Raw genomic sequence first — 24215 nt, 5'->3', positions numbered from 1 at the left:
GCAGGGCTGAACACATATGAAGCATTTGGACGGAAAAACAGCAATTATCACCGGATCCTCCAGAGGGATTGGACGTGCCATTGCCGAGCAACTGGCTGATCTAGGCGCTAATGTAGTCATCAATTATGCCAGCAGTACGGACAAAGCCCAAGAAGTCGTGGAGAGCATTATCCAAAAAGGCGGCAAAGCCATAGCACTTCACGCTGATCTGGGAAAAATGAGTGATATTGAAGCATTATTTACAAATACGATTGCTGAATTTGGTAAAGTGGATATTCTGGTTAACAACGCTGGGCTGATGATCACCCAACCTCTGGCTGAGGTAACCGAAGCTGATTTTGACAAACAATTCGCACTGAATGTAAAGGGCACTTTCTTTGCCTGTCAGCAAGCCATGAAATATATGGAAGACTACGGAAGAATTGTGAACCTGTCCACATCCGTAATCGGACAAATGTTCCCGGCATATAGCGTATACGCAGGTACCAAGGGCGCAGTGGAGCAATTTACACGTCAGCTAGCCAAGGAGTTCGGAAGCAAGCAAATTACGATCAACGCCGTGGCTCCCGGTCCTGTGAACACCGAGCTTTTCCAAGCAGGAAAAACCGAGCAGCAAATCGAAGGCATGAAAAAAATGAATGCTATGGGTCGGCTCGGCGAACCGGAAGATATCGCTGATGTGATTGAGTTCCTGGTCAGCGCCAAATCACAGTGGGTTACCGGGCAGACGATCCGCGTCAATGGCGGGTTCATCTAAAAGCTGGAATACATGGAATGGAGGCTGTTTACGTTCATGATATTACACAAAGGCGAGACCTTATTTCGACAAGGAGAATCCGGTCCTTTATATCACTTAAAGAGCGGCTTGTTAAAAATTGTCCGAGTCCATGAAGACGGCTCGCAAATTTTAGTTAATGTGATTGTGCCCGATGAAATCATCCCGCACCACTCCCTGATCAGCCCCAATCCTTATTATGGTACAGCGGTGGCGTTGGTAACCTCTGAGATTGGGGTTTTGTCGCAAAAAGAATGGTATCTAAAGCTGGAGCAAGACCCAGCTCAATGTCGGGAGATCGCTTTGCAGCTACAGGACAAGTTGCGCATGATGCAGCAACGAATTGACCAGCTCACCGAGGTGTCACCTGCCGAGAAGCTTCGGAAGCTTCAACGCTGGTTCCACTCCTACATCGCACCCGCCACGTTAACGGACGTGCTGACGCAGGAGGAAATCGGCCAGTTTATAGGGCTGCGTCGGGAGACGATTAATCGGCTATTGCGTGCTTCAAGCGCTCCTTCTGCAAAAGATGATGACGATAATGCATCTCGATGAGCGAAAACCACTCTCTAGCATTCAGCGCGCCGAAACTGGGATGAGAGACGGTAGACGGCCCTGTTGATTTCCCAACGGTTGGCTCAATCTCTCTCATCTTGCGGATCACGACGTTTAATCCCTCCACAATTTCTTCTTTGCTAGTGGGTTGTTGGGGAGTGTACTGCGGGGATGGTGGAACTTGGATACGCATTGGTGGAAAGCTCCCCAGATTAAAAATGGCCGTGCCTGCCTCCGTTTTAACTCCGGTCTCCCCATTAGGCTGTAGACAAAGATCAATGTTCTTAAGATGCATATACAGTGCAGAGTTCACCAAATGAAGATACATTTGTCCAAGCGACCATTGACCCTCCTGAGGTGTGTACTGCAGTTGCTCCAAGCTAAAGCTGTCCAATTCAAGAAGATAGTGTTGTGCCGTTTCTTCGAAACGCTGTAATGTTTCAGTTGTATTCATATATTAATAATTTCCCCTCTCTATCAAAGTAGCTTTACTATACAAAAATGCTACTGACAGCATTATGTCAGTAGCATTTCAACATTTTTTCCACTTCTGTACGTATCCGCTCCCGGAGCGACTCAGGCTCCAGCACAACCATATCCGCGCCCCATCCAAGTACCCATTGCAGTAATTCCTCCGGCTGTCTGACGCGGAAGAGTATATGCAGTCCATCTGCACGCTCCTCTATGGCCTCCATATAAAAGTTGTTCGCTTCCTTCACCTTATCGGCTATATCCGAACGTGCTAGTATGCGAACAGTTACATGACGGTCATCGGTTTGCTTGTAATCCTGCAAATGAAAATCGACAGGCAACTGAAACCTGTCCTCCAGCACGATAAGCTCGTCCATACGTGACAGACGGAAATGGCGAAGCTGCTGCCTTAATTCACATTGCCCAATTAACACCCAAGAACCACGGAGCAGGACAAGACCATAAGGAGCGACCACACGCACACTTTGACGATTCCCGTCAGCCTCTGGCATTCTTTTGGAGTAGCCAAACTGTACTTTCCGTTTTTCCAATACAGCGAGACGCAGCGTTTCCAAATAGGTTTTCTCTCTATGGTTTGCTCCTTCACCCACTGCGAGCAGTCTGATGGTCGTACGCACCCGGGAGACTTCCCTGCGAACGTTCTCCGGTAAAATGGCTTCAATCTTCCTGCGGGAAGTTTGCGCCTTGATACCGTAGTCTGTATCAAATTTTTGTTCGACAAAATCCGTTCCGATTAGCAACGCCACAGCCTCTTCTGCGGTAAAGCTCAAGGGGGGCAGGAAGTACCCCTCCATCAAGGAATATCCAATGCCCGGTGCTCCTACAATCGGTACGCCCGATTCACTTAGAGCCTGAATATCTCGATAGATGGTCCTCACACTCGTTTCGAATATGGCTGCCAAATCCTCGGCTCGTACAATATCCTTACGCTGCAACTCTAGCAAGATCGCTAGCATACGATCTGTTTTATTCATACCACGGCCCCTCTCTGGAAGGATCAAAAATGCAGAAATACAAAAAAGCAATAAGGGCAGTACAGTCACTGCGACTTATTGCTCTTTTTTCATACGGAAGTTACTTCATTACTTAAAAAATACTTTTTCGACGTTATATTTAGCCTTTTGTGAATTGATGATGTAGGTTTCATAAATTTCTCGCTCTACTGCATCTTCCACAATACAAACCTCAATAATCGCTACTTCGTTCCGCTTGTCCTTGATCGGCGATACGGTATCTTCAAAATGTTTTTTGATTCTTTGTCTCAGCTTTCTTGCTTTACCAACAAACAGCAATTCCTCCTGTGTGTTGTAGAACATAAAGATACCAGCCTTATCTCTAGGGATCAGGTGAAAGTCGGTAAATCCGTAAATATGGCTGAGCTCAGGGTTAACCTGTTTGGTAATCGTGATATCCGGAGTTGGAATTGTTATATTAATCACTATGTCACTTCCTCATTCTATATAGGTGTAAATATTATCACAAATCCTGCGGTAACACCATTTAATAATCCTTGCCCCATCACAAGACAGATCGGTAGAAATTTTATAACTTACCTACTATGCGAGTACGTCGGTTTCCGTTACAATATGTCAGTGTGATTCTGGCATCGGCAGATTGACGCGTACTTGAACATTATTGGAGGCTTCTATTTTTTTATGCAAAATGAATCTCATTCTAACGTAAAAATCATAACGGCCGATCCGAGTGCGATCGGCCTGTTTGGCTTGGCTATTGTAACGCTTGTGGCTTCATCCCAAAAGCTTGGCCTCACCGAAGGCTTAAGCTTCATCATCCCTTGGGCTATATTTCTCGGTGCTTTTGCACAGCTGTTTGCCTCCATTCAGGATGCAAAACATAACAACACCTTCGGCATGACGGCATTTGGTGCTTACGCCTTCTTCTGGTTGGCCGTAGCCAGTAGCTGGATCATTAAAATGGGCGTATTCGGCTTAGAGCTGGCATCTGCTGTAGATGGCAAACAGCTCGGCTTTGCCTTTGCGGGCTATCTCATCTTTACGCTTTTCATGACCATTGGAGCGATGGAGACGCATAAGGTTTTATTCTTTATTTTTGTGTTGATTGATTTTCTGTTCCTCGGTCTTAGCTTCGATGCATTCGGCGTTGCCCCAGAGGTGTTCCATACCATCGCCGCTTATGCTGAAATGGGCATTGGTCTGCTCTCACTGTATGGTACAGGAGCTGCCGTTCTGAATGCTCATTTTGGCCGTACATTTCTGCCCGTCGGGCGTCCTTTCGGCATTTTCAAGCCACGTCCTTAGCTGTATATGTAAACCCACAAAGCCGCCTTTCGCGCCGATCCGCGTTAAGGACGGTTTTGTTTCTTTTCCATCACTCCCTCCGTATCAAAAAAATACTAAAGAGAGTCGTTTAGTGAATATAAAAGCCCACAATGATAACAATATACATAAATTGTAATAAAAGGGGTATTTGTAAAAATGACACAAGGCGAATCTCGTACCACATTTCCGCAATTTCCCGAATCATATTGGTTAGCTTCAACTGACATCCCCAACTTTCCCAAACTTAGTGAAGATATTCAGGTGGATGTTGCCATTGTAGGTGCGGGGATTACTGGTATTACCACTGCTTATTTACTTTCTAAAAAAGGACTAAACGTCGCAGTCGTCGACGCAGGGCGGATACTTCATGGAACAACGGGCCATACGACCGCCAAAATTACCGCACAACATGATTTGATCTACAGCGAGTTTCTTTCACATTTTGGCAAGGAAAAAACCCGACTCTATTATGAAGCTAACCGCGATGCTCTTGAATTTATCAGACAAACGGTAGAAGAGTATCATATCGATTGTCAATTTACAGAAGAAGATGCCTACGTTTATACATGTGCGGATACGCATGTGGAAAAAATCAACGACGAATATAAAGCTTACAAGGAACTTGGCATCCCGGGAAGTTATGTCGAACAAACGCCTCTGCCCTTTTCAACTAAAGCAGCTATTATGATGGAAAACCAAGCTCAGTTTAATCCGATTCCTTTCTTAAGGTATCTAGCCAATCAAGTCATCCGGCAAGGCGGGAAGATTTATGAGCAGACCACCGTTGTAGGTGTGGATAAGGGAACCCCCTCCATTATTAATACAAGCGACGGGCACAAAATCACCTGCAACTATGTCGTATCCTCCTCGCATTTTCCGTTCAATGATCCAAACAGTCTTTATTTTGCGCGATTGCATGCCGAGCGGTCTTATGTACTAGCGGTCAAGACGGACAAAACCTATCCGGGTGGTATGTACCTAAGTGCGGAACCCCCCAAACGTTCGCTTCGCTCTGTACTAATAAACGGTGAACCGATGGTCATCGTCGGTGGGGAAGGCCACAAAACGGGACAAGGAATCTGTACTTTCCAGTACTATGAAGCTTTACAAAAGTTTGCAGAGCAAACCTTTGGATTAAAGGAGATCGTTTATCGCTGGTCGGCCCAAGACTTGTATACGCTAGACAAACTCCCTTATATTGGGCAGGAACTATCTAACACTTCTAACATCCTCGTTGCTACGGGGTATAGAAAATGGGGGATGACCACAAGTGTAGCGGCAGCTTTATTAAATACGAATCTGATTACCAGAGAGGAAAGCCCGTATCAGGATCTTTTCTCCCCTTCAAGATTTCATATGGACCCCGACATTAAAACATTTGTGACTCAAAATGCGAATGTGGCTAAACATTTGATTGCTGGGAAATTGGGGATCAACTACAAAAAAGCCGAAGAACTGCAGCACGACGAAGGGGCGGTCATTCGGGTAAACGGCAAAAGAGCGGGCGCATACCGAGACCCACAAGGAGCATTACACCTAGTGGACACAACATGCACCCATATGGGTTGCGAAGTCGAGTGGAATGAGGCGGAAAGAACATGGGATTGCCCTTGTCATGGCTCACGCTTTTCATATCAAGGCGAAGTCATTGAAGGTCCGGCCAAAAAATCGCTTGGCAAGGTTGAAGTCGGCAAGAGCCCTACATGAAGAGCTACACCCGGGTAACCCAACCTTTTCATAGCTCTGAATAAACATAGTTACGCTGGACAACATACCTTTGAGAATCATAAAAGAAAGGTGATCCTATGATAAGCCAACAGTCTGCACTAGCGGCGCATGAGTCCCTAGAGATTCACGAAGCGCTTAATTTCAAAACGTTATGCTTAGCCAAGTCCAAATTAATGCAGGGTTTAGTATTCGATCAAGAGCTAAAGGATTTAATGGAAAAAGATGTTCAGCAATCTATACAAGCTATTGCCGATCTGCAAGCAATCTATGCTAAAGCACCGTTCCAGGCACCTGTTCCAGAATTCCGACCAACACCAATTTTAAATTGAGGTGAAATGATGTGACATTAGATCAGACCCAGTCCGCTAAAATGGATTATGTGGATCCAAAAAACTCATTAAATATGCCAGAAATGGCAGACATGACATTTGCAATGGACTTTCTTATTCGCGTCAAGGAAGGGGTTCGAAATACAGCCATAGCCTTGACGGAAACCGTCTCTCCAGATGCTAGAACTCTGTTGCGCGATCAATTGCATCAAGGCATCGCGTTTCATCAGGAAATCACTGATCTTATGGTACGAAAAAAATGGTTTCATCCCTATGATCTGCAAAAGCAGTATCAATTGGATCAACTATCAGCCAACAAGACGGTGGACATCAGTAAAATGAAACTGTTCCCAGACGATACCACCCGCAAGGGTATGTTTGATCGCACGCCGGACGAACATATGGGAGGAAACCAGGCATGAAAGCAGTGACCTACCAAGGTATCAAAAACGTTGTGGTTAAAGATGTTCCGGACCCGAGTATTCAAAAAGCCGATGATGCGATTATCAGACTGACAACAACCGCTATTTGTGGTTCAGATCTGCATCTCATTCATGGAATGATTCCGAATCTACAAGAGGATTATGTAATTGGGCATGAGCCGATGGGGGTTGTAGAAGAAGTCGGCAGCGGCGTAACCAACTTGAAAAAGGGAGACCGCGTGATCATTCCGTTCAACATAGCGTGCGGTGAATGCTTTTATTGTAAAAACCAATTGGAAAGCCAATGTGATCATTCTAATGAGCATGGAGAAATGGGCGGCTTTTTCGGCTATTCAGGAACAACCGGTGGATATCCGGGTGGACAAGCTGAATATTTACGTGTGCCTTTTGCCAACTTCACTCACTTCAAAATTCCGGAGAGTTGTGAACATCCTGACGAGAAGCTTTGCCTGATTGCTGATGCCATGACTACTGCATTTTGGAGCGTCGATAATGCCGGAGTGAAGAAGGGGGATACTGTCATTGTTATTGGCTGTGGGCCGGTAGGTCTGTTAGCGCAAAAGTTCGCCTGGTTCAAAGGGGCAAAACGAGTCATTGCGGCAGACTATCTGGATTATCGTCTGCAACACGCGAAGCGCACCAATCACGTGGAGATCGTTAATGTGGAATCGCAAGAAAACGTTGGCAACTACCTGAAGGAGATGACCAAAGGAGGCGCGGACGTAGTTATTGATTGCTCTGGCATGAGCGGTAAAATGTCTCCGCTGGAATCCTTGGCTTCTGGTCTCAAACTTCACGGTGGAGCTTTAGGAGGGTTGGTCATAGCCACACAAGCTGTCCGCAAAGGCGGGACCATTCAAGTTACCGGTGTATACGGCGGACGATATAACGGTTTTCCTTTGGGAGACATTTTTCAGCGAAATGTTAATTTACGTACGGGACAGGCTCCCGTTATTCACTATATGCCATATATGTATGAGCTGATTGATACGGGAAAGGTGGACCCCGGAGACGTTGTTACACACGTCATTCCGTTAAGCGACGCCAAACGTGGATACGAAATTTTCGATACCAGACAAGACAATTGCATCAAAGTGGTACTTAAACCTTAACTATATATTGGAGTATTGGAGGTAAACGTCATATGGTGTATGGCCTGCATGAAACCCTTGAAGTCCATGAACTGTCAGCGTTCAAAGCAGTATGTCTTACCAAGTCCAAAACAATGCAAGCATTAATCTCTGATCCGACTCTCAAAGCTATATTACAGCAGGATGTTGACTTATCGACCCGCCAATTACAAGAACTCGGCACCCTCTTAGATCAAGCCATTTCACAGGAGGTTAAGCCATGAATACACTGTTGGAGCATTTGACCGGACTGCATACCTTAACGGACCAAGTCATTGCAGCTGATTTTCTGAACGCGGCCAAAAGCGGTGTGAGAAATTACGCTATGGCCGTAACAGAAGCGGGAACTCCAGAAATTAAGGCAATTCTTACAAAGCAACTGGATGAAGCTATTGATACGCATGAGCAAATTTCCACGTACATGATTGAACGCGGCTGGTATCACCCTTGGAACGTAAAAGAGCAGCTTTCGATGGATCTGCAAAATATCAATACTGCATTGCAAGCTCCCGTTTTGTAAAAAGATAACTTTGGCCGTATTTTTTGCTCGTTGGACGTCCCTTTAGCTTTATAAAAAGTACGTTCTTGCTTATCTATGAAACCCGCAAAGCCGTCTTTCACGCCGATCCGCGTGAAAGACGGCTTTGGGGTTTATCTCATTATCTTCATTATTCAGCTTGCCAATTCGGCATCCGCTCTGCCGGATAACGAAGGCCTGCTGCCATTCCTTTTGGAATGATTGCGTTAATAGCTTCCATTTCCTGTGTGGATAAAACAACATCGATGGAACCTGCATTTTCCTCTAAATACGTAACCCGTTTGGTTCCTGGAATCGGTACAATTCCCTCTTGCGCAAGTAGCCATGCCAACGCCAGTTGAGAAGGTTTGACCCCTTTTTGGGCGGCAAGGTCCTTAACATGCTGCACGAGGTCCAGATTTTTCTGGAAATTCTCAGGTTGGAAACGTGGCACCGAGCGACGGAAATCATCTTCTGCAAAATCATCAAACTTCTGAATTTGCCCGCTCAAAAATCCGCGTCCAAGTGGACTGTAGGCCACAAATTCGATACCCAACTCCTTACACGTCGGTATAACTTCATCTTCCGCTTCCCGGCTCCATAAGGAGTATTCCGTTTGCAGCGCTGTAATCGGATGTACCTTGTGAGCGCGTCGAATGAGCCCAGGAGAAGCTTCGGACAGCCCCAAATAGCGGACTTTTCCCGCCTGAACCAAGTCACTCATCGCACCCACCGTTTCCTCGATAGGTACATTCGGATCGACACGGTGCTGGTAGTACAAATCAATCACATCTACACCCAGTCTTTGCAGGCTGCGGTCACATGCCTCTTTTACATATTCAGGACGACCGCTAACACCCAGGAATTCGCCATCTTCCCCACGCATAATGGAAAATTTAGTAGCCAATACGACTTCGTCACGGTGGCTCCGCAGGACTTGGCTAATCAGTTTTTCATTTTTTCCCACACCGTAGACATCGGCAGTATCCCAGAAGTTTATCCCTAGCTCCAGCGCACGATGAAGCGTTTTGATCGACTCCTGATCATTCAACTCACCGTAATATTCGGACATACCCATGCAGCCCAGACCCAGTGCAGATACTTGAAGGTCGCTGTTACCCAGTTGTTTCTTTTTCAATTTCTATCACTCCTAAATTATCAGAATAGTCATCGCATTTCCTAATCACTACGTCACATTCCGTATGTTACTACTTAAAGTTAACTTGAAGTCAAGCATTGTCTTGTATATGCTATTTCAAAGTTTTTTAGAAAAATTTGATTTCCGGGTTGTAAGAGGCAGCTGTAAATTTCCTATATATATGAGAAACGAATTATCGCGCGAGATTCGGTTTCAAAATAATCCAATTGGAGGTTTCCCATGCCAGCAAACTATTCTTACACCAAAACGTCCGATGGTTTCCATGTTATCATCACGCCAGCTTCGAATATTCAAAATAAAAATATTCGAAGCCGGATCACACAGCAAACCGATTACGGGATTAATGGGGGCTTCTTTAACCCAATCAGCACAACAAAGGCGCCGACCGAGTGTTTGTCTATCGCGGTCACACCTAATAATACCCATGATACTAAGGCGAATGCCAAAGGGAATAGCCGTGGTACAGCATTTGTATACACGGAGAGCAACAAAACAAAAATAGGGATTACCCGTGCTTCAAGTGTGACGGATCTCAAAAAACAAATGGGGACTTCGATTACGTATAAGTCTATTATTAGCGGCGGTAGCCTGTCGCTGAAGAAAGAGGAAGAAGCATGGCTTGAGGATTTAAAAGATATTGAAAAATTTGATTTGAACGGAACCTTGCGATACACCGATTCCACCGGGCGAACTGGCCTGGGCTTCAAGGTCGTAAATAATGTTTGGCAAGTCTACCTGGTTGTTCATGAAAATGCGACACTGAAACAACTTCGCAATTATTTTATTAAACAGGATTGCTTTGAAGCCATTCTTCTTGATGGTGGAGGCTCGTCCGGTATTCAAGTTAAAAACTCTGCAGGCACTATGGTTAAGTATGAGCAGACACGTTATATCTACAACATGGTAAAACTCATTAATATCACCTAAGCCTTATGATATGACGTGCTTTCATAGGAGTAAGGAGGCCTTACTGGCCTCCTCTACAATTCATCCAGCACGACCATTTCCAATGCTAGGAAAACAGGTGTTACAGGATACACATAAGAAACTTCAATCGGTTGCCCTACCTGTAATTCTGCTGGATTGATTAATTGCCTCCGCTGACCATCCATCTGCTTATAAATATGTGTATCTGGGACAGATATATAGACCGATTGGATAGGTTTTTCCGTTGGATCATCACTTTGGGGTAGTTCTTTAGCAAATTGAACAGGCTGTTCAAATCGGACCAAATAGTCCATGGTGGGGGCTGCTAATGGTTGTTCTACTTCTTTTTCAATTCTTTTAATACTTTCGATTTTGGCACGCCCTGTGTATACCGTTGTGCTTTCCAGACGGTCTAAGTCAAAAATAGATTGAGCCACCGCTCCATTAGATTCGTTAACCGGCGTAGCCGATTCTGTTGTAGAACATGCGGGCAGTAATGCTGCCGCAAGCAAGACAAGGACAAGGGCAGAAACTCTATTTTTCATAAGTGATCCTCCCTAATCTGGTTTATAGAATATGTTCACTATTAAGACGCGGACAGGAACAATTTGGTTGCCTTAATCTGTATTTATCTATTACATTTTGAAAGGTGTGCAATTATATGTTAAAAAAACTCGGTTTGGCAGTCCTCGCTGCATCAACACTTTTAGTAGGAAGCTCTATTACGGCAAGCGCTGATTCTACTGTAAATTACGATCATTTGCTCTCGGCAGGGACCACTAACGCTTTCCTGGCCATGGAAGATGGATCTTCATTTTATGCAACGGGAAGTAACAGTGATGGCAAGCTCGGCGTAGGCGCTGGCGGAGGGAATAATAAAACAAGCCCAATGCAAGCAGATGTATCCGACATCGCAATGATTGATGCTGGTGATTTGCATTCAACTTTGCTCAAAAAAGACGGAACCATCTGGTCTTGGGGGTTTGCAAGTTACGGCGAACTAGGGACAGGGAATAAGAGGGATACGGCAAGAGTACCTGTTAAAAACAAATATATTGATAATGTTAAAGAAGTGAGAGCAGGAGGTCAATTTACGCTTGCGCTCAAAAATGACGGCACAGTGTGGGCTTATGGAGAAAACAACTTTGGACAGCTGGGGATTGGCACAAAAGGAGTTTCCGCCTTTTCCGTTAAGCCTGTTCAGGTACAAGGTTTAGAAGATATTGTATCCATTGATGCTGGTGACAGTTTTGGCGCAGCCCTGGACAAAAATAATCAGCTATGGGTATGGGGACGTGGTTATGACGGCGCACTGGGGCAGGATGACAAAGAAAACCAGCTTACCCCTGTTCAATATCGAATTGATGATATTAAAACTTTTACTGCCGGAGCTGACCGCATTTATGTACTAACGAACAGCGGAGAAGTATATGCTTCCGGGAGTAACACTTCTGGAAAGCTTGGGGATGGAACCTCTACTTTTAGAAGATCACCCGTATTGATCAATGTTTCCAATGTAAGTAGATTGAAAGCAGGCAAAACTCAAACTTTTGCACTTAAAAATGATGGAACTCTTTGGGGCTGGGGAACCAATAATGAGGGACAGGTAGGTGACGGGACCGATGTATTTTCTGTTAAAGTCCCTTCCCAAGTTGTAGATGACACAAACACGCCACTAACCGATGTAGTAGCATTCAGTGCAGCAGGAACCCACTCCCATGCTTTGACAGCCGATGGGACGGTTTGGTCCTGGGGATATAACAAAAACGGCGAACTGGGAATCGGTAGCACCAAGGAACAATATGCTGCCACGAAATCGAATTTCCCGAATCCATTTTCCAAATAACTAATATTCTTATCCTTAATAAATTGTTTAAGGAATACGCTTAGCCCTCCGTTTTTTCCAACCCCAAAAAAGCAATAAGGGCAGTTCAATCAACTGTCCTTATTGCTTTTTTATTTTCATATAAAACCTGCTTTATTTTAAATAAAACTATGATTATGTATGAACAGAAGCGCTTCAGTAGCTTCTGGACGGTAGGGAAATTCATTTACAGAGCTAAGGCCTCTTCCGTAATCTTTTTGATATCAATGGATGAAGGCGTTTCTTCCTTGACCATATCGGGCAGGATATTTTCCAAAAAATAATCAACGCAGTGTAACTGAATATTCTTGATTTTCACAAGCGCATTACGATACATGACTATAAATTCTTTTTCAGTATTTCCCCGCTGTAGTTCGGCAAATGCTTCGTACACCTGATCCATCTTGTCAGCAACTTCAAGGATCAAACCTTCTACTGAATTATCTTTGCCTTCCCGTAACTGTTTGCGAAAAATAGCTTTAAAATCCTCGGGAATATTCTCTTCAATAAAATACTCAATCATACCTTCTTCGACCTGCTGGATTAATAATCGTAGTTCCTTAGAGGAATGCTTAACAGGCGTTTTGATGTCTCCAATAAAAATCTCCCCGTAATCGTGACTGCTCGTAATCTCGTATAGTTTTTTCCAGTCAATACTGACACCATTTCTCTCTTCAATATCAGCCAGCGTTTTAGCGTATTGTACTACTTTCCAAGAATGTGCCGATACGCTGTGTTCCTCGAATTTAAACTTACCCGGACAACGGATGATTCTTTCCAGCTCATTTAGCGACCGAAAATACGTGTGAATCCCCATCATTGCATCCATCCTTTAACATATATGAGATAGTCAATATAAACCCCACTATAAACCTCAACTATTAACAGCAGATTATCGCAATATCAAGTTGAATCCACACATGTAGCACATATACAATTTTTGCTATACACTTTATAAAAGGGGAGTTTGTAAAATCCTGAAAAAAGTATAAAGTGGTGAAATCGTTGTTCAAGATCTTACTAATTGAAGATGACGAAACTTTGTTCCATGAAATGAAGGATCGGTTAACTCAATGGAACTATGATGTGTATGGCATCCAGGATTTTAATAAAGTCATTCAGGAATTCACAACGATAAAGCCTGATCTGGTCGTGATAGATATTCAATTGCCGAAATTTGATGGGTTTCATTGGTGTCGAATGATTCGATCCCACTCTAACGTCCCCATCCTTTTCTTATCATCACGGGATCATCCTACGGATATGGTGATGTCGATGCAGCTTGGAGCGGATGATTTTATCCAAAAACCGTTTCATTTTGATGTACTCATTGCAAAATTACAGGCGACACTCCGCCGCGTATATAATTACAATACAGAACCTGTCTCCCTGAAAACATGGCGTGGAGCGACGGTCGATTATGAAAAAAATGTAGTAGCCAATGAGACTGGCTCCATCGAATTAACCAAGAACGAGATTTTTATTTTGAAGCTGCTGATCGAACAAAAAAATAAAATTGTCGCACGAGAGGAATTAATTAAAAGCCTCTGGGATGATGAACGTTTTGTCAGCGACAATACCCTGACCGTCAACTTGAACCGCCTGCGTAAAAAATTAGACGAGCTGGATTTGGGCCGTTTCATTGAAACGAAAGTCGGGCAAGGCTACATGGCTACAGAAGAGGCACCTTCCTATGATTAAAAAATATCTTATAGAGAGGCGGAGCTGGATTTTACTGTTTGTATGCCAGCAATTTCTGATCCTGTTCATTGCTTATGTGGACGCAGCAATTCCGTTAATGCCCATCCTTTATATCGTCTTCTTATCCATGATGATTTTCTTGGTTTTTTTAATCATTCGCTATCCCAAGGAAACCAAATTCTATACAACACTAGAAGAATGGAGGAGCCCTCTTGAACTAACGGGTATAGGCGAACCGGAGAGTCCGTTTGAGCAAATCATTGAACAAAAAATCACTGACCAGACCGAACGGTTACAACAGATCATCTCACAAAATCAATTGACACTTGAACATGAAAAAGATGAACTATTATCCTGGATTCATGAGGTAAAAACGCCTTTGACCACCATGCATTTGATGATTGAGCGGTTGGACGATAAGCCCCTAAAAGCTCAGTTAACCTATGAATGGCTACGAATCCACTTACTGCTGGATCAGCAGCTCCATCACAAACGCATATCCTTTATTGAAAATGATCTGTATGTCGAGCAAGTGAATTTAAAATCTCTGGTTTTTAATGAAATCAAAGCATTACAGTCATGGTGCATCCAAAAAGGGATCGGTTTTGACATCCAATTGGAGCACATGGAAGTGCTGAGTGATGCCAAATGGCTGGCCTTTATCATCAGACAGCTCTTAACTAATGCCATCAAATATAGCGATGCCAGTGATATTATCATTCACAGCTATGAACAGAGGGATCGAATACAGCTTGAGATCCAAGACTTTGGGCGCGGTATTGATCCGAAGGATATACCCCGTATTTTCGAGAAAGGTTTTACCTCCACAACCCAACATTCTGATCATACTTCAACGGGCATGGGGTTATATTTAACGAAAAAGGCAGCCCAGTCCTTGCTCATACATATAGATGTGCACTCCAAACCGAACGTGGGTACAACCTTCACTTTAATTTTTCCCAAACGAAATGATTTCGTGAGTATGGTGAGCATGTGACAGAGATGTCACATGCTTTTATGTATTGTTCGCCCAATCAAAGGAAAAACATCGGCTCTATTTTTATAATAAGGCTACAAGAACAATAAGGAGTGCATCGAAGTGAATATTTTAGAAGCCCATAAAATTCATAAAAGCTACGGTAATAAGTTAAATATGCAGGAGGTTTTGAAGGGAATAGATATCGTCATTGAAGAAGGGGAATTTGTCAGTATTATGGGAGCCTCCGGCTCAGGTAAAACCACACTGCTAAATGTTCTTTCCTCTATTGATAAAGTGAGCCAAGGTTCCATTAAAATCAATGATATCGAAATGACGAAAATGAAAGAAAAGCAACTGGCTGAATTTCGCAAACAGCATTTAGGCTTTATTTTTCAAGAGTATAATCTGCTGGATACGCTAACCGTGAAGGAGAACATTCTCTTACCGTTATCCATCACCAAAACGCCTAAAAAAGAAGCCAACCAAAAATTTCAGGAAGTAGCTACAGAACTGGGAATTTATGAGCTCAAGGACAAATACCCCAATGAAATCTCGGGTGGACAGAAACAGCGAACATCTGCGGCCAGAGCATTTATTCATGAGCCCAGTATTATTTTTGCCGATGAACCTACGGGTGCGCTGGATTCCAAGTCGGCCTCCGATTTATTAAATAAGCTGGGCCAGTTGAACCAAAAACGCAAGGCGACCATTATTATGGTCACGCATGATCCTGTCGCAGCCAGCCATTGCAGTCGGGTCATTTTTATTAAGGATGGGCAGATGTATACGCAGCTTCATAAAGGCGAGCAGGAAAGACAAAGCTTCTTCCAGGATATTATGAAAACCCAAGGGGTCTTAGGCGGGGTCCAATATGAACATTAATCTGCTCATTCTAAAGAATTTGAAAAAAAATCTAAAGAATTATTACCTGTATGTTTTTGCTCTCATTTTTAGTGTTGCGCTCTATTTCGCTTTCGTCACATTACAATACGATCCTTCAATGGACGAAGTGAAGGGTTCTGTTAAAGGGGCAGCTTCCATTAGGGCAGCTTCCGTTTTACTGGTCGCCATTGTCTGCATCTTCCTTTTATATGCTAATAATATCTTTATAAAAAGACGCAGCAAAGAAATTGGCCTATTTCAATTGATCGGAATGACCAAAAACAAAATTTTTCGCATCCTGAGTGCTGAAAACTTAATTCTATACTTCAGTTCCTTGTTTATTGGAATCGGAGTTGGATTTTCCTTTTCCAAATTAGTGATCATGATCTTATTTAAGACGACGGGCGTCGAAGCCATTGCCACTCTATATTTCTCTAACCAAGCACTGATTCAAACACTCATCGTTTTTTGTATCATCTACCTGTTGATCATGCTCATGAATTATTCCTTTATCAAGAGACAAAGTATTTTGTCTTTGTTCAGAGTGAACTCAACCACCGAAGGGAAAATCAAGAAAATAACGATCTATGAGGTGATCATCGGGATCATTGGCATCTCTCTTATCGCTTTAGGTTACTATGTTTCCTCCAAATTATTTGGCGGGGACTTTACATCCATGAATAAATTGTTTATAGCTATGGTGTTTATTTTGGGCACTGTCATCATCGGAACACTACTTTTTTATAAAGGATCTATCCGCTTTATTTCCAATATCATCAGAAAAAGTAAAGGCGGCTATTTGAACATTAATGAGGTGCTATCTCTCTCATCCATTATGTTCCGCATGAAATCCAATGCTTTGTTGTTGACCATTATTACAACAGTATCGGCACTTGCCATCGGTTTACTTTCCTTAAGCTATATCGCCTATTATTCTGCGGATCAATCAGCTGAGGACAATGTACCTTCCCATTTTGCCATGACGAATGTACCGGATGCGGAGAAATTCAAAACGTTACTTCAGGAGCATGACATAAAGTATCGTGAAAAGAAAATTGAAGTGATTCAAGTCAGTGTGAAGACAGCGCAAATTATGGAGACTCCTATGGAACAATTAAATGATGGTACGGATTCCATGACACTGCCTGTCATAAGCGATCAATCTGTGGAGGGTACGGATGTATCTCCAGGTCAAGCAATTTTAATGGGCTATAATGATCTGTTACAGAAATTTATGTCCTTGAAAAACTTTGGTCCATTGGATTTGAAGGGAAAAAAAGAAGTCATACATCAACAATATTTGGGTCTAAAAAAGGAGTATGTGATTCCCTACTATTTTACAGCCGGGGGACTACCCACTGCCATTGTAGACGAAACCATATTTGAGCGGTTAAAGAAAGATGTAAATCCTAAGATTCAAAAGAAATCATCCTTATATATTGGAATTGATATGATAAGTGCAGAACAGATTGAAGAAGCCAATCGTCTCTTTGCAGCTGCGGATTTAAATGATCAACAAACATCACGCCTTGAAATGAGCAGCAATCAGAAGCGGAACATGGGAGTGATCATGTTTGTCGTTGGATTTTTAGGACTCACCTTTCTCATTACATCAGGCTGTATCCTTTATTTTAAGCAAATGGATGAGAGCGAAGACGAAAAAGCCAATTACACCGTGTTAAGAAAGTTAGGGTTCACTCAAAGTGACCTGCTTAGAGGCATTAAAATAAAACAACTCTTTAACTTCGGCATCCCATTAGTGATTGGCCTTTCACATAGCTATTTCGCCGTCCAATCCGGCTGGTTCTTGTTTGGAACTGAAATTTGGATGCCTATGATCATCGTTATGGTGCTGTACACCGCCTTATATTCCATTTTTGGGATACTATCCATCCTGTATTATAAAAAGGTCATTAAATCAGCATTGTAATTGGTAAAAAGCAAAAAAGTCCCAGGCGAAAGTGCTGGGACTTTTTCAAATATTTGAGCATTTTCGTTCCTACATGTACAATAAAATAACTATCATCGTAACCCCAAAGGGGGAGAGCTTATTTTATTATTAATCATCAATGGCATCGGCATCTTAGCCAATATCATACTTGGTTCCTCTGTAGGCGTGGCTATTATCGTAGGAATCGTCTTTTTCCTGATTGGCTTGCCTGAGTTTAAAAAATCGCCGAGACTTACGAAAGAGGCTAAAAAAGATATCACCTATATTATGTCAACCCTATTAACTCTTCTTATATTCGTAGTTATCGTTTCTTGGAACCTCCATACTTCAGGTGACCTGTTTCTTGAAGGTCCGCTAACACCGCAAATGAAGTTTCACTGGGGACAAAAGGTGTTGATGCTAGGATTACTGGAGGGTTTATGGGCTGTCATCAGCCTAAAATGGCTGTTGCCCATCTTTTTTGATCCGCTGGGTCTCAGTAAAAAGCAGATCCTTGTTTTAGTGAGCGGGATTGTATTTAGTGTGGGTTCAGGTATTTATGCCATGCTTGAAGCAAGTTAAAAATGCTTAACGCAAAGGTGCAAAACCCTCTGCTTGCTTCAGAATTCGCTCAATTTCCACGCATGTCTCCGGTTGTAGCGTCACTTCGACTGCTTTCACATTTTCTTCGATTTGTGCCGGTTTAGTAGCCCCAATGAGTGCAGCGCTGATACCCGGTTCTCTCAGAATCCAGGCAAGCGCGAGCTGTGACAGGGTGACACCCAAGCCCTTCGCCAGCTTATCCAGCTCTTGGACACAGTTTAGAACGGTATCGTTCATGTAACTGCTGATGACATTATTGACAGAGGCATCAGCCCCGCGGCTACCCGTCGGTAAAGGCTGTCCCGGCTTGTATTTACCCGTGAGGATACCTTGAGCCAGAGGCGAAAATACGATTTGGCCGATACCTATCTGCCCGGCTACAGGAAGTACCTCATGTTCGATATAACGTTCGAACATATTATAGATTGGCTGATTGGCAATCAGCGGGCGCAAATTCAGCCTTTTTCCAATCCCATAAGCATCCGTGAGCTGGGCAGCACTCCATTCACTGACAGCAGCGTACAGAATCTTACCCTGAGCCTGAAGGTCATCGAGCGCTCGCAGCGTCTCTTCCAAAGGAGTATCCGAATCATAACGATGACAGAAGTACATGTCGATATAATCCGTACCGAGACGCTTCAGACTCGCTTCGCATTGCTCCATAATGTGCTTGCGTGACAGTCCCCTGTCATTGGGACCGGAGTCCATAGGGAAGTATACCTTGGTAGATAACACATAGCTCTCTCTTCGATAAGGCTTCAAGGCAGCTCCCATAGCCTTCTCGCCTTCTCCCCGGTTATACGCGTTCGCGGTATCAAAGAAATTAATCCCAAGTTCAAAGGCTTTGGCAATACAGGTATGAGCTGCTTCCTGCTCGGCGGCTGTACCGTACGTCAACCAGCTCCCTAGACCGATTTCACTAATTTTAAGACCACTGTTGCCTACATTTCTATATTTCATACCTACTCCTTCTTTCATAAGAGGATCATATTTTTATATTTTAACATGTAAACCCTTTCATTAAAATCATTGATAAAGGATTCATGGAGTTACATGAAGGATTTCCACCACCCTGACTGTTAGGGTGGTAGATGCTTATAGCCTCACAATCTCAAATCATATCTACTTGCTTCCTACAGGAAAAAGCGCATCATATGCAGGACAAGGCAGTTTGTCGAGGAACTCCTGAAGCTGCTTCGGTTTATTTTTGTAAATATCCTTTAGGGATGTTCCATTATAAATATTGCCGATGACCACAGGGTGGCATAGCTCACAGATCAGGATGTCCCCGTTCCCGTGAAGATGGAGCTGTTTTTTACCATCAACGCAGTTGGAAAAATAAACACCCGGCTGCTCCTTGAAGCCCAGTGCTTCTGCAAAACGGTCCATACAGGTGAAATACAACACAGTATCGTCCTTTTTATGTGCAATCAGGTCATGAACGGAACGAATAAGCGCTTCCTTGGTAGAAATAGCGTTCCAGTTCGTATGATCCATCACGATACTGTTTTGGATTTCATGGATGCGCACACCGAGTTCATATACCTTTTCGCTAATAGCTGGCATGTTATTCTGCGTCTCCGCAAACAGCAACGTCTCCAGCACCGTTTCTAGCTTTGCTTCGGTACATAACCGAATATTCTGTACAATCTTCTCATACATGCGAGGATGTACATGATAATAAGCTGCATACTTATCGGCATCCGTGAAGTTGAAGGAGATATGAATATTGGAAAGTCCTGCATCACGCAGTTTCTCAATTCGTTCAGGGCTGAGCAAGCTGGCATTGGTGTTGAGCTGGGTAGCGATGCCCTTGCTTGAACAGTGAGCCACGATGTCCAGACAATCCTCATATTTCAAGGTCACTTCTCCCCCGGACAGTCGCACACGTTTTAACGTTGGAATGTCATCAATAATATCAATGACTTCTTTGCTGCTGATGCATTGCCCGTCGTTCCGCTGATACGCACAGCAGTAATCACACTTGAAGTTGCAATTGGAGGTAACCCCGACTTCCAGTCCCTCCAGCTCGTAGATGCCCGGCTTTTCCAGTTCAAGTGCTTTATATTTGTTGTCTATACTCACTTTCTCATGATCCTCCCGATCTCAGGCTTGTGTCTTGAATTCCCTTGAGATTATACAGATGGGAGCGGTTTGTAGATATGACATTGGTAACGGCGGGCTACTTGACAGAAGTAAGAAATTCTTTATCTACATACTTATAAGCCTCAAATAAACCTTGAGAGCCATAAGGTACATCTAATTCATGTCCATTCAAAGTAATATAGGATTGCCCTGTTACAGCTAACTCCTGATGAAAGGGATCTATCTTTTTAATGTTTTCTACATTTGTAAATGAAAAAACCCATGTCTCAGCATTCGTAGCCAAGTCACCCGCTGCAATGACTATCTCGTTAGTTCCATCATGATCAAAGTCGTAAACACTCGCTTGAAGCCTATAGCCTGCTTTCAATTCCCCAAACTCGTCAAAGGCTTCCGATTCTCCAGTTGAAGACAGGTCGAGCGGCCAACCTGTAGACTCGGAAGGGAATACCACCAACGTTTTCACCCCGTTAGGATGATCCATCCCTAATACGAGTTCAGCCTTAGTTGCCCCCATTTGGAGGGGTAACTCCACATCAGGTTGGCCTGACGTCCAATCTGCATGAACTAACGAATTTCCCTCTTCTGAACGTATAATAGCTTTTTCTTTAGGTGCGACTACTTTCATAGATTGGCCTGCATCAGTTGCATTTCCCTTCTTCTCTTCAGAATTTATCGGTTGCTCGGAGGACAAATTTTTGGAGATCGAAGCTTTTGAAGATGAATCCAGATTATTCTCTTGATGGGTTCCACATGCTGTCACAATCAGCAATAAAAATAAAATTATTATAGACGATGTTTTTTTCATAAATTTCAAAACCTGTTCCTTTCTCATTTATCTAATATTTCATAAAACAATGGTGCTATGTAATTTCCATAGATAATAATAACATATATTGAATAGTGCTCTTGAATCCGACACATGTCCTGTAATTGTGATCAATATGTGAACTGGGCATACTTCTCATTCCCAAATCCATACTGAATATATCTGTTGGTAATGGAGGCGGGAATTATGGATAAAAGGATGAATTTGCTTATGTTCAGCGGCGATTATGATAAGGCAATGGCTGGACTGATTCTGGCAAATACGGCACGGGAATTGGACGTGGAGGTGACGATGTTTTTTGCGTTCTGGGGACTATTTCTGGTTCGTGACCCTGATAAGATGACGCTTGAGGACAAGACGATTTATGAAAAAATCATGGGCTGGATGACTCCAAAAGGACCCGAGGAGCTGCCATTGTCCAAAATGAATTTTAGTGGCCTTGGCAAGCTGATGCTGACAGAAATGATCGAAGATAACGAAGCCCCGAAGCTCATTCATTTTCTGAAAGGAGCCCGAAAGAAAAATGTAAAATTTTATGCCTGTAAGCTATCGGTCGATATTATGGGTTTTAAACCGGAAGAATTTATACCTGAACTAGAAATTATCGAGGCCAAAACGTATCTAAAAGATGCGCTCGAATCCGATATGCAGTTGTTTATATAAGATAGACCTACTGCCTTATCCCGCTTTTGGATGAGGCTTTTATTGTGACTAAATGATGACACTCGCCTATTTTTTTTAACCCATTCGGGCCTACCTACGTACCCTAAGAAGACAGAACGACTTGGGAGGCGCCGTATGCTCATGGCTCGAATTGGAAGCAGTAATTGTAGGTATCAGCCTTCTAACGAGGCTTATTTCCAAAGGTATCGTGAAAGTACAATCGGATATCACCAGACCTTTGAATCTCCATACGGGCAAAAAAAGCTGATTTATGCGGATTGGGCAGCCAGCGGCCGTCTGTATGGACCCATCGAGTCGAAAATAGCAAATGAATTAGGCCCTTTCGTGGCGAACACGCATACGGAGTCTAATTTGACAGGAACTCTGATGACCCAAGCCTATGAAGAAGCGAAACAAATCATTAAAAACCACGTTCATGCCAATGAACATGATATCATCCTGTTCGCCGGGTCTGGTATGACAGGTGCAGTGAATAAGCTTCAGCGACTGTTAGGATTGAAAATACATGAAAAATTAAAGCCCCTCTACCCCATCGCCGAAAAAGAACGCCCTATTATTTTCGTTACACATATGGAGCATCATTCCAATCATATTTCCTGGGCGGAAACCATTGGAGACGTTGTGTGTCTTCCTCCGGGTCCCGGCGGAATGGTCGATCCAACTCATCTCGAACGACTGCTGCTTCAATTCCGGCATCGCCCTATCAAAATCGGCGCCTTTACCGCTTGCTCCAATGTTACAGGGTTCGAAGTGCCGATTTACCAGCTAGCCCGCAAAATGCACGAACATGGTGGCGTTTGTTTTATTGATTTTTCGGCAAGCGCACCTTACGCCGAGATCAACATGCACCCCACAGATCCGCTTGAGAAACTGGACGGGATTGTATTTTCACCCCACAAATTTCTTGGGGGTCCCGGTACAAGCGGCGTTTTAATTATGGATTCGAGGCTGTGCCTCCATTGTGCTCCAGATCAGCCCGGAGGGGGCACAGTTAGCTGGACCAATCCTTGGGGTGGATACGAGTATAAAGATAATATTGAGGCCCGTGAGGATGGAGGGACGCCTGCCTTTCTACAGGCCGTTCGAACCGCGCTCTGCATTCGGCTGAAGGAACAAATGGGACAGAAGCGCTTGTTGGAGCGCAAAAAGGAACTGACATCATTATTACTAAAGAGCTTGAGTACCATACCAGGGCTACACATTTTAGGAGGAAGCAGCCAAGAACGAATGGGAATCGTTTCTTTCGTTGTCGGCCCTATTCACTATAACCTGATTGTAAAACTATTGAATGATCGGTTTGGCATTCAGGTCCGGGGCGGTTGCTCTTGTGCAGGCCCCTACGGACATTATTTGCTGGGCATCGACCACCAAACATCTAAACAAATGACAGACCTGATCCATGCGGGAGACTTATCTCGAAAACCGGGCTGGGTGCGTCTGTCGCTCCATCCCATGATGACGAATCAGGAAGTCTCCTATATCGCCTCTTCCATACGGGCAATCGTGGAAAACATCACGACCTGGCAAAAAGATTATACCTATCAACCAGAATCAAACGAGTGGCAATCTATGAATGAACATCACAAAATAGGCATCAGCAAATGGTTTAATTTTAGTGATTAAGAGACTCCTGTCCGTTCCCTTCCTTCAAAACTCTCATAGAATATTCTGTAGGATTAATATATGAGGAAAGAAGTGACGACAATGGGTCTCAATTTTCGCAACAGTACTAATGCGGCTATCTATATTGCTTACGCTTATCCGAACTTCAACTGTAGTCCTATCAACTATGCCAAGATTGGCTGGTATCGTGTAGATCCTGGGCAGACAAGAGAAGTTTGGAGTGGATATGCCGGAGGCAATACGTTCTATTACTATGCCGAAAGTAGCTTTGGACGCACATGGTCAGGTTCTTATTTTACCCAGCTCCCTAGCCAGGCCTTCCATTGGTGTTGGAACGTAGGATGTACGACCTGTAGGAATTTAGGTATGCGGCGGATTCCTGTCAGTCCAATCTACGCAAGTTACACCATCAACCTGGTTAGCAGCGCTAGCCAAAGCGCACCTCAATCCGGGAATATCCGCATAGCCTTGCCTTCCAAACAAAGCACAGAAGGATCCTTACTCGTAAGAATACCTAGAACGGCTAAAAAATTGAAACAGGGAAAACCTCTGTCATCCAACCGTGTTGCAGTACCTACAAGACTGAGAAAGAATTGATGTAGAATTCCTAATTCGCAACATTGCATGAGATCTAAAGCAGTCATATTTTTTATTAAAAGGAG

28 protein-coding genes are annotated in these 24215 nt (G+C 43.6%); 19 read left to right on the top strand and 9 right to left on the bottom strand.

Annotation, left to right across the window (positions count from 1 at the left end; genetic code table 11):
• Positions 1-16 precede the first annotated feature (16 nt).
• Together ACL9RM_RS00885 and ACL9RM_RS00880 are read left to right on the top strand one after the other, a co-directional pair.
• Positions 17-757 (top strand): SDR family oxidoreductase, encoded by a 741-nt coding sequence (locus tag ACL9RM_RS00885; protein WP_250266988.1) that lies wholly within the window; start codon positions 17-19, stop codon positions 755-757.
• Positions 758-793: 36 nt separating this feature from the next.
• Positions 794-1330: a Crp/Fnr family transcriptional regulator gene (locus tag ACL9RM_RS00880; protein ID WP_069290701.1), complete on the top strand. Its 537-nt coding sequence runs from the start codon at positions 794-796 to the stop codon at positions 1328-1330.
• On the opposite strand, the gene ACL9RM_RS00875 is transcribed toward ACL9RM_RS00880, so the two are convergent.
• From ACL9RM_RS00875 to ACL9RM_RS00865, 3 genes are all read right to left on the bottom strand, one after another.
• Positions 1263-1784 (bottom strand): DinB family protein, encoded by a 522-nt coding sequence (locus tag ACL9RM_RS00875; protein WP_250266989.1) that lies wholly within the window; start codon positions 1782-1784, stop codon positions 1263-1265. The two genes, ACL9RM_RS00880 and ACL9RM_RS00875, sit on opposite strands and share 68 nt — an antisense overlap.
• A gap of 67 nt (positions 1785-1851) precedes the next feature.
• Positions 1852-2796, bottom strand: a complete 945-nt coding sequence (locus ACL9RM_RS00870; RefSeq protein WP_250260061.1) for a helix-turn-helix transcriptional regulator — start codon at positions 2794-2796, stop codon at positions 1852-1854.
• 108 nt (positions 2797-2904) lie between these two features.
• Positions 2905-3261 carry a nucleotide excision repair endonuclease gene (locus ACL9RM_RS00865; protein ID WP_023991017.1) on the bottom strand — a complete coding sequence of 119 codons (357 nt, stop codon included), beginning with the start codon at positions 3259-3261 and terminating at the stop codon, positions 2905-2907.
• Positions 3262-3477: 216 nt separating this feature from the next.
• Between ACL9RM_RS00865 and ACL9RM_RS00860 the strand changes: the two genes are divergently transcribed.
• From ACL9RM_RS00860 to ACL9RM_RS00830, 7 genes are all read left to right on the top strand, one after another.
• Positions 3478-4101, top strand: coding sequence for an acetate uptake transporter (locus tag ACL9RM_RS00860; RefSeq protein ID WP_414126045.1), 624 nt, complete (start codon positions 3478-3480; stop codon positions 4099-4101).
• A 177-nt stretch (positions 4102-4278) separates the two neighbouring features.
• The gene (locus tag ACL9RM_RS00855; protein WP_250266991.1) at positions 4279-5829 is read left to right on the top strand and encodes an FAD-dependent oxidoreductase; all 1551 of its coding nucleotides are present in this window, start codon (positions 4279-4281) and stop codon (positions 5827-5829) included.
• A gap of 98 nt (positions 5830-5927) precedes the next feature.
• The gene (locus ACL9RM_RS00850; RefSeq protein ID WP_250266992.1) at positions 5928-6179 is read left to right on the top strand and encodes a spore gernimation protein GerQ; all 252 of its coding nucleotides are present in this window, start codon (positions 5928-5930) and stop codon (positions 6177-6179) included.
• Positions 6180-6220: 41 nt separating this feature from the next.
• Positions 6221-6601: a spore coat protein gene (locus ACL9RM_RS00845; protein WP_250262153.1), complete on the top strand. Its 381-nt coding sequence runs from the start codon at positions 6221-6223 to the stop codon at positions 6599-6601.
• The gene (locus tag ACL9RM_RS00840; RefSeq protein WP_250260059.1) at positions 6598-7734 is read left to right on the top strand and encodes a zinc-dependent alcohol dehydrogenase; all 1137 of its coding nucleotides are present in this window, start codon (positions 6598-6600) and stop codon (positions 7732-7734) included. The genes ACL9RM_RS00845 and ACL9RM_RS00840 overlap by 4 nt, the downstream gene beginning before the upstream one ends.
• A gap of 32 nt (positions 7735-7766) precedes the next feature.
• Positions 7767-7976 carry a hypothetical protein gene (locus ACL9RM_RS00835; protein WP_061829795.1) on the top strand — a complete coding sequence of 70 codons (210 nt, stop codon included), beginning with the start codon at positions 7767-7769 and terminating at the stop codon, positions 7974-7976.
• Positions 7973-8272 carry a spore coat protein gene (locus ACL9RM_RS00830; protein ID WP_025719163.1) on the top strand — a complete coding sequence of 100 codons (300 nt, stop codon included), beginning with the start codon at positions 7973-7975 and terminating at the stop codon, positions 8270-8272. The genes ACL9RM_RS00835 and ACL9RM_RS00830 overlap by 4 nt, the downstream gene beginning before the upstream one ends.
• A 148-nt stretch (positions 8273-8420) precedes the next feature.
• Here ACL9RM_RS00830 and ACL9RM_RS00825 read toward each other — a convergent pair whose 3' ends face one another.
• A complete protein-coding gene (locus ACL9RM_RS00825) occupies positions 8421-9407 on the bottom strand; it encodes an aldo/keto reductase (protein WP_250266993.1) in 987 nt (328 codons plus the stop codon).
• A gap of 240 nt (positions 9408-9647) precedes the next feature.
• Here ACL9RM_RS00825 and ACL9RM_RS00820 point away from each other — a divergent pair, with 240 nt between their 5' ends.
• Complete coding sequence (locus ACL9RM_RS00820) at positions 9648-10355, top strand: phosphodiester glycosidase family protein (RefSeq protein ID WP_023991026.1); 708 nt, start codon at positions 9648-9650, stop codon at positions 10353-10355.
• Between the two features lie 53 nt (positions 10356-10408).
• Here ACL9RM_RS00820 and ACL9RM_RS00815 read toward each other — a convergent pair whose 3' ends face one another.
• Positions 10409-10900 carry a hypothetical protein gene (locus tag ACL9RM_RS00815; protein WP_061829793.1) on the bottom strand — a complete coding sequence of 164 codons (492 nt, stop codon included), beginning with the start codon at positions 10898-10900 and terminating at the stop codon, positions 10409-10411.
• Between the two features lie 116 nt (positions 10901-11016).
• On the opposite strand from ACL9RM_RS00815, the gene ACL9RM_RS00810 reads away from it, so the two are divergent.
• Positions 11017-12201, top strand: a complete 1185-nt coding sequence (locus tag ACL9RM_RS00810; RefSeq protein ID WP_250266994.1) for an RCC1 domain-containing protein — start codon at positions 11017-11019, stop codon at positions 12199-12201.
• Between the two features lie 205 nt (positions 12202-12406).
• On the opposite strand, the gene ACL9RM_RS00805 is transcribed toward ACL9RM_RS00810, so the two are convergent.
• A complete protein-coding gene (locus tag ACL9RM_RS00805) occupies positions 12407-13036 on the bottom strand; it encodes a YfbR-like 5'-deoxynucleotidase (protein ID WP_023991029.1) in 630 nt (209 codons plus the stop codon).
• A gap of 188 nt (positions 13037-13224) precedes the next feature.
• On the opposite strand from ACL9RM_RS00805, the gene ACL9RM_RS00800 reads away from it, so the two are divergent.
• The 5 genes from ACL9RM_RS00800 (at position 13225) to ACL9RM_RS00780 (ending at position 18293) form a co-directional block, all read left to right on the top strand.
• On the top strand, positions 13225-13920 hold the full coding sequence (locus tag ACL9RM_RS00800) for a response regulator transcription factor (protein ID WP_061829791.1): 696 nt from the start codon (positions 13225-13227) through the stop codon (positions 13918-13920).
• Complete coding sequence (locus tag ACL9RM_RS00795) at positions 13913-14917, top strand: sensor histidine kinase (protein WP_061829790.1); 1005 nt, start codon at positions 13913-13915, stop codon at positions 14915-14917. Before ACL9RM_RS00800 ends, ACL9RM_RS00795 begins: the two co-directional genes overlap by 8 nt.
• A 102-nt stretch (positions 14918-15019) precedes the next feature.
• Complete coding sequence (locus tag ACL9RM_RS00790) at positions 15020-15781, top strand: ABC transporter ATP-binding protein (protein WP_061829789.1); 762 nt, start codon at positions 15020-15022, stop codon at positions 15779-15781.
• Positions 15771-17711, top strand: a complete 1941-nt coding sequence (locus ACL9RM_RS00785; protein WP_250266996.1) for an ABC transporter permease — start codon at positions 15771-15773, stop codon at positions 17709-17711. The genes ACL9RM_RS00790 and ACL9RM_RS00785 overlap by 11 nt, the downstream gene beginning before the upstream one ends.
• 186 nt (positions 17712-17897) lie before the next feature.
• Complete coding sequence (locus ACL9RM_RS00780) at positions 17898-18293, top strand: hypothetical protein (RefSeq protein WP_250266997.1); 396 nt, start codon at positions 17898-17900, stop codon at positions 18291-18293.
• A gap of 6 nt (positions 18294-18299) precedes the next feature.
• Here ACL9RM_RS00780 and ACL9RM_RS00775 read toward each other — a convergent pair whose 3' ends face one another.
• The 3 genes from ACL9RM_RS00775 to ACL9RM_RS00765 all read right to left on the bottom strand — a co-directional run bounded on the left by ACL9RM_RS00775 (position 18300) and on the right by ACL9RM_RS00765 (position 21225).
• Positions 18300-19274, bottom strand: a complete 975-nt coding sequence (locus ACL9RM_RS00775; protein WP_250266998.1) for an aldo/keto reductase family protein — start codon at positions 19272-19274, stop codon at positions 18300-18302.
• Positions 19275-19436: 162 nt separating this feature from the next.
• A complete protein-coding gene (locus tag ACL9RM_RS00770; RefSeq protein WP_250266999.1) occupies positions 19437-20399 on the bottom strand; it encodes a radical SAM protein in 963 nt (320 codons plus the stop codon).
• Positions 20400-20496: 97 nt separating this feature from the next.
• Positions 20497-21225, bottom strand: coding sequence for a hypothetical protein (locus ACL9RM_RS00765; protein ID WP_061829784.1), 729 nt, complete (start codon positions 21223-21225; stop codon positions 20497-20499).
• A 207-nt stretch (positions 21226-21432) separates the two neighbouring features.
• On the opposite strand from ACL9RM_RS00765, the gene ACL9RM_RS00760 reads away from it, so the two are divergent.
• From ACL9RM_RS00760 to ACL9RM_RS00750, 3 genes are all read left to right on the top strand, one after another.
• Positions 21433-21909 (top strand): DsrE/DsrF/DrsH-like family protein, encoded by a 477-nt coding sequence (locus tag ACL9RM_RS00760; protein ID WP_014278884.1) that lies wholly within the window; start codon positions 21433-21435, stop codon positions 21907-21909.
• Between the two features lie 135 nt (positions 21910-22044).
• Positions 22045-23553, top strand: a complete 1509-nt coding sequence (locus ACL9RM_RS00755; RefSeq protein WP_250267001.1) for an aminotransferase class V-fold PLP-dependent enzyme — start codon at positions 22045-22047, stop codon at positions 23551-23553.
• Positions 23554-23634: 81 nt separating this feature from the next.
• Entirely contained in the window at positions 23635-24150 is a 516-nt protein-coding gene (locus tag ACL9RM_RS00750; RefSeq protein ID WP_250268981.1) for a DUF1036 domain-containing protein, read from the top strand.
• Positions 24151-24215 lie beyond the last annotated feature (65 nt).

This window comes from Paenibacillus sp. S29 (genome assembly GCF_049319765.1).
In the GTDB taxonomy this organism is placed as follows: domain Bacteria; phylum Bacillota; class Bacilli; order Paenibacillales; family Paenibacillaceae; genus Paenibacillus; species Paenibacillus polymyxa_B.
The sequence above is the reverse complement of the archived record's forward strand: the minus strand, read 5'-3'. Positions and strand labels throughout refer to the sequence as shown.